The following is a 9,350-nucleotide window of genomic DNA, read 5'->3' as shown; positions in this document are numbered from 1 at the left end:
TATGCGTTGAATTTTGTGATTAAGGTGGTTTGCGGCGGCTTCGGTGTTGCGTTGCTCACCCCTTAACAGGGCGTTATATCCACGGCATAAAATGGAGTATTTATGATAGCAAGGGAATGGAAAGCTACTTGCCCTAAAGAGTATGAAGAAGGGTTTATTGCTTACCTGTATGAGACAGGAATCAAAGATACATCCAGTACAAAAGGTTTCCTCGGTGCTCAAATTCTAAATCGAGATTTAGGCAATATTGCTGAAATCACGTTGTTGACTTATTGGGAAGATCTTGAATGTATCAAAGCATTTTCTGGTGAAGACATCAGTGTCGCCAAATTGTATCCAGAGGACGAAAAGTACAAATTGAATCCAGATCGTCATGTTAGCCACTATGAAGTCCGTGAGAACATGTGGTTATAACAAACTGTTTAAGAGTGATTCGCAACGCGCGGCATTTTTACTATGCGTTGGTTTTAGTGATTAAGGTGGTATGCGGAAGCATCGGTATTGCGTTGCTCACACCTTAACAGGGCGTTATGTTTCTTAGTCGCGTGTAGAAAACTATAGTTAATATTCAGATGCTTATTGTGGGAAAAGAGAGTTCATGGATGTGTATTCGTTACTAGCATTTGCGGCTTTTCTAGTGCTCATATCTTCGATGATAGTGCTCCTTGGGAGTAGTATTTCCCTCGGATTGCAGATGAAAAGAATAGACCCGAGTAGATATAAAGCGATCTACTTTTTGTTTGTTCCTTTTTCTAGTGCGCTTCTCTTTAATTACGTAAGAAGTAGCGAAAATATCTCGAAGTATCCTGAAAGTAGCTCTTGGTTGTTTACTGTCATTCGATATTCTATGGTGTCACTCTTCATATCCTTTGTTTTTATGGGATTTTCTGCTTTTTTAGCAGCAGGTAAAAGCTAAGTTTTTAGCCGGTAAAACTGTTCTGCTCATTTACGGTAACGTACTGGCGGGTGGTAATAAACATAACAAATTGTTCAAGAGTGATTCGGCACGCGTGGCATTTTTACTATGCGTTGATTTTAGTGGTTAAGGTGTTATGCGGGAGCTTAGGTATTGCGTGCCTCACACCTTAACAAGGCGTTATGGCTAAATATTAATTACGGAGATAATTTGAAAGTTTCTAAGCATTTAAACAAGACCAACATTATGTGGTCTTGTCTGTTGGTACTCGTCTATTTTGCTACACATGGTTTTGTGAAGTATGGATTAGCCCATTATACAGACAACTTATTGCCAGAGTTTACGGGAGTGTTTTTTGAACTCTTTGTAGTTTTGCTCGTTTTTAACAAGTGGCAAGAGCGTGAAGAATCAAAAGCAAAGATAGCAAAAGAGAAACGTCTGAGAGAATTTCTCATTTTCATCATAAATGAGTTTTCTAAGTTTAAGTCTATGCCAGAAGCTTTCAGTTTCTATGGTTTATCTCATACAGAAAATCAAACTGTTCTAAACAGACTAAAAAGCGAGTTCACTGGTGCTCAAAGTATCCCAAGCTCATTCCGTCATAGCTTCATTCGACATTGTGAAATCGATATTGATGCTTTAACTGCTCTTCTGCCTGTTGCCGCAGACTTATCAGAGGAGCACTTTAAATCTTGGGCAAGAATAGTTTTCTACATTAAAAAATCTTCAATGCTTAATATAAGTGATCCGGAAGACTTCGAAAAATTCGATGAATACATTGTAAAACTATTGGACTACATTCGACGCTTCGATAAAGCTTCGTTTGATAAAAAAATTTATCACGGTGCAATTTAGCCATAACAAACTGTTTAAGAGTGATTCGCAACGCGTGGCATTTTTACTATGCGTTGAATTTAGTGTTTAAGGTGGTATGCGGCGGCATCGGTATTGCGTTGCTCACACCTTAACAGGGCGTTAGCTGACAAGCATCCATGCTCAATAAGTCCGTTATTCGATACCGTATTCAGCTTTTAATGATTTAACAATGAATTTTGCATTGTATGTAAATACGTTTGCAGGGCGATCTTTAAACATCACAATTGTATTTGTATTGCTAGGTTTGGAAATTGCGTATGTTTGACCTCCGCTAAATGTCGTTGTGGAAGTACCGGTAGCAAAGTTACCAAAGCTAGATACGTTTGCAGTTGAATGACTTGTTGTAGGTGTAGTGTAGGTACTGTTCGTTGAGTAGCTGTCGCTATCTATAATGGCAAAGAACTGATAACCGTTGTTTACGGTTAGCTCTGCTGAACGAAGCATTGTGAAAGCTGCGGCTTTCTTTTTACTCGTATAACCATTTCCTTCAAAGCTAACAACAAAAACATTTTCATCAAGTTGTGTTTCTGAGTACCCGCCAGTAAAACCTTTACCTTGGTAAGAGGTCGCACAGCCACCCAACGCAAGAGTAATTGATGTGCAGATGATAAAGTTTTTAATGCTCATAATTAAACAATCTCATTCTAAAATTTATGGGAACGAAGTCAAAGGTGATTCTTCTAACTAACCTCTTATATTTTTTACTTTTTTCAAAGTTTAACTGTTAGTAAGAAAAATCATATTATACAGTGGGTTACTCTCTATTTTCCTTGCGTGATATGCTTATTGTATTTAAGTTATTGCTTTTTTATTAATCATGGAAACGCAATAACTATCTAGGTTGTTTTACTAGGAGTGGTGAGAAATTCTTAAGAGTTTGTGGGCATAAGTCAGCTAACAAACTGTTTAAGAGTGATTCGCAACGCGTGGCATTTTTACTATGCGTTGCGCTTAGTGTTTAAGGTGTTATGCGGGAGCGTCGGTATTGCGTTGCTCACACCTTAACAGGGCGTTATATGCCAATACAGATAGGAAGTAAAAAATGAACTTTGTATATGAATTTCTATATGTGCTTTCACTATCAAAACGCACTCAATTAGCACTGATTCTTGGTGTCGTTTTTCACTTAGTAATTTTATTGGTTGGCAAATACTACATCGCTGAAATTGAGTTCCAAGGAATAATGAAACCTTTAGAAGATGCCATAGTTGGGAAGCTATTACATAGATACGATAAGGTAGCGTTGTTTGCATTGGTTTCATTCTGGGTCTTGGCTTTTAAATGTTACCGTAAAGATCGCAAAAGGCTATACAGCGTGTAGCCCTTACTTTGGTTGCTCATCAAGGGACTTTCAGGCTATGGGTACAAGCATATAACAAAGCGTTTAAGACGGATTCCCAACGCTTGACATTTTCGGTTTGATTCGACTTTAGTGTTTACGGCACAATGGTTTAGGTAAGGTGGTGGCGTTGCTCACCACTTAACGCGGCGTTATGCAACTTAATAAAATGTGGCAAATGAAGAGTTTCAAAGTACTAGATAAGCAAGACTTTAATGGCAAAAGTTACCTGTCCACAGTATTTCTACGAGGTAAGGAACTTAAATCGGAAGTTACATTGCTCAAGTGGATAAAGTTGACATTAGTAGAACTTGCCATTGGCGTTGAGTTACTGGAAAACATCATTATGAGTTTCTCTGTGGCTCCTTATGATAACTACAAGAAGAGGTTAGGAGAAAATTATGGAGCAACTCGACATCTGAGCATTTTTGTTCCTTACGGTATATTCAATAACATTGTTCGTGAGGCGGCAATTGAAGTCTTGTTTTATAAATACCACAAGCAATATTACTTGCTACAACCAGCGGAAGAGTATGACGTCGACAAACAATCCTGTTCTATAAATTGCACCAGGACAAGATTTAGTGCCCGAAAAGATTTGTTTTCTGAGCTAATTGCTTTCAGAAGGGTATATGAGCTGTTTTGGCTTTTCTTTAACGTAACAATCGATATCACTGTATATTTGCTATCGAATAGCCTTGAAGCAACAATTGCTACAGCAATGGGTATCGAGGGTATAAGGCGGTTACTAAGGGTGTAACGTTGCATAACAAACGCTTTAAGACGGATTCGCAACGCGTGGCATTTTTACCATGCGTTGATTTTAGTGATTTAGGTGGTGTGCAGAAACATCGCATTGCGTTGCTCACCACTTAAGCGGGCGTTATGCCGCTATATGAAAAACGGGAGAGGACATGAAAGGGGAAATTGTTCGCTGGGTTGATGAGCGCGGTTTTGGGTTCATAAATTCCAATGAACTGGATGGTGACATTTTTGTTCATGTATCCAAGTTCAAAAAAGGATACCGACGCCCTCGAATAGGGGACCAAGTAGAGTTTCAACTGGCAAGTGTTCAGCCTAAGTTAAGTGCGGAAAGTGCTCAGTTAGTCGGTGTCAAACCACAGAAAAGCAATTCTTTTTCAGTTGTATTATCAGCAGTTATCGTCGGTCTAATAGGCGCAGCCTTATATCTGTTTTATATAGAGCCCAAGCTAAACCCTGCATATGAAAATATGGGGTTTAGTTGCCAAGGTAAGACCTACTGTAGCGAAATGGCGTCTTGTGACGAAGCAAAGTTTTATTTATCAAATTGTCCAAATGTCAAAATAGATGGCGACAATGATGGTACTCCTTGCGAGAGTCAGTTATGTGGTAGTTGGTAGGATCGGCATAACAAACTGTTTAAGAGTGATTCGCAACGCGTGGCATTTTTACTATGCGTTGCGTTTAGTGTTTAAGGTGGTATACAGGAGCTTCGGTATTGCGTTGCTCACACCTTAACAGGGCGTTATATTTTCGGCAAATATTCGTTAGATTGAGAGGTAAGATGGTTTTTCCTGTAGCGTTGGAATCTGATGGTGAAGAGAAGCCAATTCTCAGATTTAAGGACAAAAGTGGTATAGAGCATCCGTATTTCGTAGCTGATAGTGCGTTGGCAAAACGACTTTCGGGCTTGACTCAGATAATGCATGATTTGAATCATGCTCATGAGTTGATGGCGATGATTAAAGATATTGATAATAGTGAAATAGCTTATTCACTTTGGATGTCAGCTATAGTCACTTATGGTAAATGCTTTGCTAAAGCGAAAGGGCGTAAAAGTAAAATCGAAGAAGTTCATGTGGAGAAAGTAGGTGATGGTGCGGTTAATTTTCACCGCTCTATCATTGACCTGAGAAACGAATATTTTGCGCACGCTGGGGATAATGACTTCGAGAAAGCAAGTACGGTTGTAATTCTAGAGCCTGAGTCGCAAGGCCGTGGTGTTGCTTCTGTTCAACACTTTAATGCTAAACACAGTAAGCCTTCAGAAGAGTTCTGTGTATATTTCTGCTATTTATGCCGTAAATTGTATGATGTAGTTGAGAGTATTGGTGAAGAGGTTCATGAACTTGTTCTTAAAGAGTATCGCAGTATGGAGTTAGATCAACTCTACTCGAAAGTAAAAATATAACAATCTGTTTAAGAGTGATTCCCAACGCATGGCATTTTTCATTCCATCGTTGGGTTTCGTGTTTACGGTGGTATGGTTAAGTTTCGCGGTAGCGTTGCTCACACCTTAATGCGGCGTTAGAACTTACTACTGAAAAATCATAGAGCGAGAAATGAAAGAGTTACTTTTATTATCAGCTTTGCTATTTGGAGCAAACGTTTTAGCACAAGAAAAAATCGACCTTGATAGCTCCTATTGGGAAATCGTTCCTAATGGTCATACTATAATTGAGGCTATTCATGGTGACCTAAATAGAGATGGTAGAGACGATATTGTTTTGATGATACAAGGTACAGACCAAAACAAAATGGTCACTGATGAGTACCGTGGTCAGTTAGATCTCAACCGAAGAGGAATTATTGTTGCTTTAAGAAATAACGACGAGTACGACGTCGTTGTTGAAAATGACAATTGCTTCTTTTCTGTTGATGAAGAAGGAAGGGCTGAAGAAATCTTAATGAGTATTACAAAAGGAAACTTACATATTGATTTTTTAGATGGTCGATTTGAGAACCAGTGGAGTTACAACTTCCGTTACCAAGATTCAGATCTTGAGTTAATCGGTTATGACGCAATGGCTAATCGAGGTCCTAGAGTGGAGGTAGTTACTAGTATTAATTACCTGACAAAAAAGATGCTCACTACAGAAAATGTTAGTGAGCTTGATGATGATGTCCCAATATTTAAAGAGAAGTGGTCAACCTTTGTTCTTGAACACAGATTTAAGTTAAGCCAAATCAGCGACTTTACTGAATTTGGTGATGGTGTACGAAATAGATAGATCCGCAGTGAGACGTAATTCTAACAAACTGTTTAAGAGTGATTCACAACGCGTGGCATTTTTACTATGCGTTGATTTTAGTGTTTAAGGTGGTTTGCGGCAGCTTTTGTATTGCGTTGCTCACACCTTAACAGGGCGTTATGTATTTTAATCATTGGTTTAGTGACAACTGACTAATTAACGTTGGAGCTATTGTCAATGCAACTAGAAACGAGTAAAAGCATGATTCGTATTGTTAGGAGAATTTGTGGTTCATATTATGCGCCTGGAGTTCTCATAGCCATTTTTATTATGTCGATATGTGTTGTAGAAAATAGAGTTATTGAGGGGCCATACACTGATAACGATGTGTTATACCATAAAGCTGAGGTAACAGGTAAGCATGGTACTTCTGGTCGTGGAATATCTTATGAAATTATTTTTGATAAAAAACACAAGTACGATATTAAAGTTCAAGGGTATGACTTTAATTTAATAAATAATAACTATTCCCTAGGATATAGTTCGCGCAAAGATACAGAAAACCTAAGTGTTGGGCTAGTTAAAACGCATTTAGATAATATTTATTATACTGTTTACGTTAAGGCTGGAGATGAAGTTCTTCTTTCTAGTTCTGATGGTCTTAATATGATAAATAAATCTAATGCCGAGCAGGTTAAATGGAGAGCTTACTTAAGTCTTATTGCATTTATTTTACTTTCTCTAATCTTTAGGTTTCTAAGGAAGTATTATTAAATTCTATGTATAAAGTTTGCTAATAAACTTGTGCAAACAAAATACATAACAAACTGTTCAAGAGGGATTCGCAACGCGTGGCATTTTTACTATGCGTTGGTTTTAGTGTTTAAGGCGGTATGCGGTGGCTTCGGTATTGCGTTGCTCACCCCTTAACAGGGCGTTATACAAACTTACATAGTTCCCTCTGAATTTGGAAGATATAGCTCTTCGCATGACATTGAGGTTAGCTCCCTATTTTGTTGTTTTAGTGCCTGTTTTTCCTGTTTGAATTGTTTAGCTGCACAAGATACTACTTGGTCGTCTTTTACTCGAATAAGTAAGTCATTAGTGACCGCATATACAAATTTTTGGTCGGTATGTATTACAGAACCAATGACCGACTTGCCAGACTTTGTGACACGAATTCTGTCACAGCTTAGGACTATATTTTTAGCTTTGTATTCTTCAGAGTTCCAATCAAAGTTTTTACATACTTCACCATTGTTATGTTCAAGAATTTTCCTTCCAGCAATTTCCCCCATGGAGTATGGGGTAAACAAGGGAAGGGCAATAAGTGAAAGTAGGACAAGTAATGCAACTAAAGTGAGTAATTGACCAAAGTAAACTAATGGAAAAGTGAGTAAGGAAGCCAAAGGAAGGTTGCGTTTAACAAGCGGCTCCTTAATTTGCCTTCTCCGGTTAATTTTTAAAGAAAGTTTTTCCCAAACTTTATAGTGTATCAACAGAGCAGTTGCAAAAATGACTACAGTTACAATCAGTGTATTCTGTAAAGGAAAAAACAGTACTTTGAGGTCTTGCAGAATAAACGTCTTAGATAAAATATCTGCAACGAAGTATTGGGAGTATACAAGAGGAGAAAAGATGCTATCTAAAGACGCACCTCTGAATCCAAGAGAACTCATCATCCCATAAAAATATAGAGCTCCAGCAAAGTATGTGTAAAAGGATAATACGAAAGCCACATACTTTGTACGGTCTAGGTTTGTGGAACGTGCAGGGCTATCTTTAACTTGTTTTTCCATTATGTGTTGCTTTGTGTGACTAGTTGATTATAAAGTGCATAGAAATTGAGCTAATGTCAATGGTATTAGTGTGGTACTAACCGTTTGTATAACAAAGCATTTAAGAGTGATTCGCAACGCTTGGCGTTTTCGCTTCGCTCAAGTACAGCCAAGCGTCGCTCACACCTTAATGCGGCGTTATGTGCTTGGAGATCAAATGATAAAACAGCCTCCTTACAAAGTTGAGTTTGGTCAATCAGGAGAAGTCCCTCCGGCGCACGTTGTTGCCATAGATAATACCTCAATAAAGTTAAGCAATAGCAGTCGAGATGGTGATACTGGCGGTCGTATTGATGAGCTTGATCTCAATGGTGGGATTCAATCAAAGGAAACCAAACAGATGATGCTTGAGCTCAATAAGCAGGGTTTTGTGTTTGCTTACGATGATAAAGCTTATATTTCACCTAGCCATTTTATGAAGCAACTTTTATTGAGCGGTGACCTAAGAACATCATTCAAAGAAATCAGTTGGTCAAGTCCAAAGCAATGGTGTCTTACAGAGTATGAATTTGAGCAACGCACATAACAAACTGTTCAAGAGGGATTCGCAACGCGTGGCATTTTCACTATGCGTTGGTTTTAGTGTTTAAGGTGGTATGCGGCAGCTTCGGTATTGCGTTGCTCACCCCTTAACAGGGCGTTAGCTGTTTAAGGAAAAAATGAGAAAATACGATAAGCCGCTATTCTGGCTGTATATAAAAACAAGAGACTCGTTGTTGTCATCTTTTAAGGGCTTTCTGGGAATGCTTTTAGTGTTGTTCGGGGCAGCAGTAGTTTTAGGTAATGAATCCCCCGAGAATGTCTGGATTTCGGTGGGAATCATTTTACTAGTATCTAGTCTTCCAGTCTCAATGGGCCTGATGATGGTAAAGCTCAAATTTAAGAGTTTTGCTGGGTCAATACCTACAGCAGAACTAGCGTATTTTTTACAGCACGATGAAGGTGCAAACTTAGATAAAGCTGTGAGAGGTTTATTTTCGTTATGCCTATCTTTTATGATTTACCTTTGGTTTACGATGGTAACTATCGCAGTACTCGGTATGTTGGGAGCAAAGCTCGTGTTGTAAAACACAGCTAACAAACTGTTTAAGAGGGATTCGCAACGCGTGGCATTTTCACTATGCGTTGGTTTTAGTGTTTAAGGCGGTATGCGGCGGCTTAGGTATTGCGTTGCTCACCCCTTAACAGGGCGTTATGTGATTTTGGGTAAAGTATGTTCAAAAGTTTAATTAAATATATTGTGATTGGAGCTCTTGTCGGTATAGGCTTTTCATCCGTTGATGAAATACATTATCAAATCACTAAATCTAGCCGGATAAAAGATCTAGCCGAGGCTCAGGAGCTAGCAGATCAAGTTCGCTCTACTTACATTATTGACTCTAAAGAACTATTTCCAAACAATCTTCCGGATCGCTATTACAATCCTG

General features: G+C 38.6%; 13 protein-coding genes. 11 read left to right on the top strand and 2 right to left on the bottom strand.

Features of this window, described 5'->3' with window-relative positions; all coding sequences use genetic code 11:
* The first annotated feature begins 102 nt into the window (after positions 1-102).
* Positions 103-414 (top strand): antibiotic biosynthesis monooxygenase family protein, encoded by a 312-nt coding sequence (locus tag R7Q38_RS22415; protein ID WP_031850888.1) that lies wholly within the window; start codon positions 103-105, stop codon positions 412-414.
* Between the two features lie 712 nt (positions 415-1,126).
* Positions 1,127-1,771 (top strand): hypothetical protein, encoded by a 645-nt coding sequence (locus tag R7Q38_RS22410; protein ID WP_318114370.1) that lies wholly within the window; start codon positions 1,127-1,129, stop codon positions 1,769-1,771.
* A gap of 153 nt (positions 1,772-1,924) precedes the next feature.
* Here R7Q38_RS22410 and R7Q38_RS22405 read toward each other — a convergent pair whose 3' ends face one another.
* Positions 1,925-2,419, bottom strand: coding sequence for a CC0125/CC1285 family lipoprotein (locus tag R7Q38_RS22405; RefSeq protein ID WP_103412354.1), 495 nt, complete (start codon positions 2,417-2,419; stop codon positions 1,925-1,927).
* A gap of 415 nt (positions 2,420-2,834) precedes the next feature.
* Here R7Q38_RS22405 and R7Q38_RS22400 point away from each other — a divergent pair, with 415 nt between their 5' ends.
* The 6 genes from R7Q38_RS22400 to R7Q38_RS22375 all read left to right on the top strand — a co-directional run bounded on the left by R7Q38_RS22400 (position 2,835) and on the right by R7Q38_RS22375 (position 6,859).
* Positions 2,835-3,113, top strand: coding sequence for a hypothetical protein (locus R7Q38_RS22400; RefSeq protein WP_238844088.1), 279 nt, complete (start codon positions 2,835-2,837; stop codon positions 3,111-3,113).
* Between the two features lie 172 nt (positions 3,114-3,285).
* Positions 3,286-3,891, top strand: a complete 606-nt coding sequence (locus R7Q38_RS22395) for a hypothetical protein (RefSeq protein ID WP_238844089.1) — start codon at positions 3,286-3,288, stop codon at positions 3,889-3,891.
* 154 nt (positions 3,892-4,045) lie between these two features.
* Positions 4,046-4,513, top strand: a complete 468-nt coding sequence (locus R7Q38_RS22390) for a cold shock domain-containing protein (RefSeq protein WP_038899037.1) — start codon at positions 4,046-4,048, stop codon at positions 4,511-4,513.
* 164 nt (positions 4,514-4,677) lie between these two features.
* On the top strand, positions 4,678-5,304 hold the full coding sequence (locus R7Q38_RS22385) for a hypothetical protein (protein WP_140265385.1): 627 nt from the start codon (positions 4,678-4,680) through the stop codon (positions 5,302-5,304).
* Positions 5,305-5,455: 151 nt separating this feature from the next.
* Positions 5,456-6,124 (top strand): hypothetical protein, encoded by a 669-nt coding sequence (locus R7Q38_RS22380; RefSeq protein ID WP_137282139.1) that lies wholly within the window; start codon positions 5,456-5,458, stop codon positions 6,122-6,124.
* 198 nt (positions 6,125-6,322) lie between these two features.
* Complete coding sequence (locus R7Q38_RS22375; RefSeq protein WP_246542997.1) at positions 6,323-6,859, top strand: hypothetical protein; 537 nt, start codon at positions 6,323-6,325, stop codon at positions 6,857-6,859.
* Positions 6,860-7,032: 173 nt separating this feature from the next.
* On the opposite strand, the gene R7Q38_RS22370 is transcribed toward R7Q38_RS22375, so the two are convergent.
* Positions 7,033-7,884, bottom strand: coding sequence for a hypothetical protein (locus tag R7Q38_RS22370; RefSeq protein WP_025769044.1), 852 nt, complete (start codon positions 7,882-7,884; stop codon positions 7,033-7,035).
* 196 nt (positions 7,885-8,080) lie between these two features.
* Here R7Q38_RS22370 and R7Q38_RS22365 point away from each other — a divergent pair, with 196 nt between their 5' ends.
* The 3 genes from R7Q38_RS22365 to R7Q38_RS22350 form a co-directional block, all read left to right on the top strand.
* Positions 8,081-8,449: a hypothetical protein gene (locus R7Q38_RS22365; RefSeq protein WP_009696426.1), complete on the top strand. Its 369-nt coding sequence runs from the start codon at positions 8,081-8,083 to the stop codon at positions 8,447-8,449.
* Between the two features lie 133 nt (positions 8,450-8,582).
* Complete coding sequence (locus R7Q38_RS22355) at positions 8,583-8,990, top strand: hypothetical protein (RefSeq protein ID WP_171345237.1); 408 nt, start codon at positions 8,583-8,585, stop codon at positions 8,988-8,990.
* 146 nt (positions 8,991-9,136) lie between these two features.
* The coding region (locus R7Q38_RS22350) for a hypothetical protein (RefSeq protein WP_318114366.1) at positions 9,137-9,350 on the top strand (214 nt) is incomplete at its 3' end.

The sequence above is a fragment of the Vibrio sp. Vb0598 genome, from assembly GCF_033338935.1.
Classification (GTDB): Bacteria; Pseudomonadota; Gammaproteobacteria; order Enterobacterales; family Vibrionaceae; genus Vibrio; species Vibrio alginolyticus.
The sequence above is the reverse complement of the archived record's forward strand: the minus strand, read 5'-3'. Positions and strand labels throughout refer to the sequence as shown.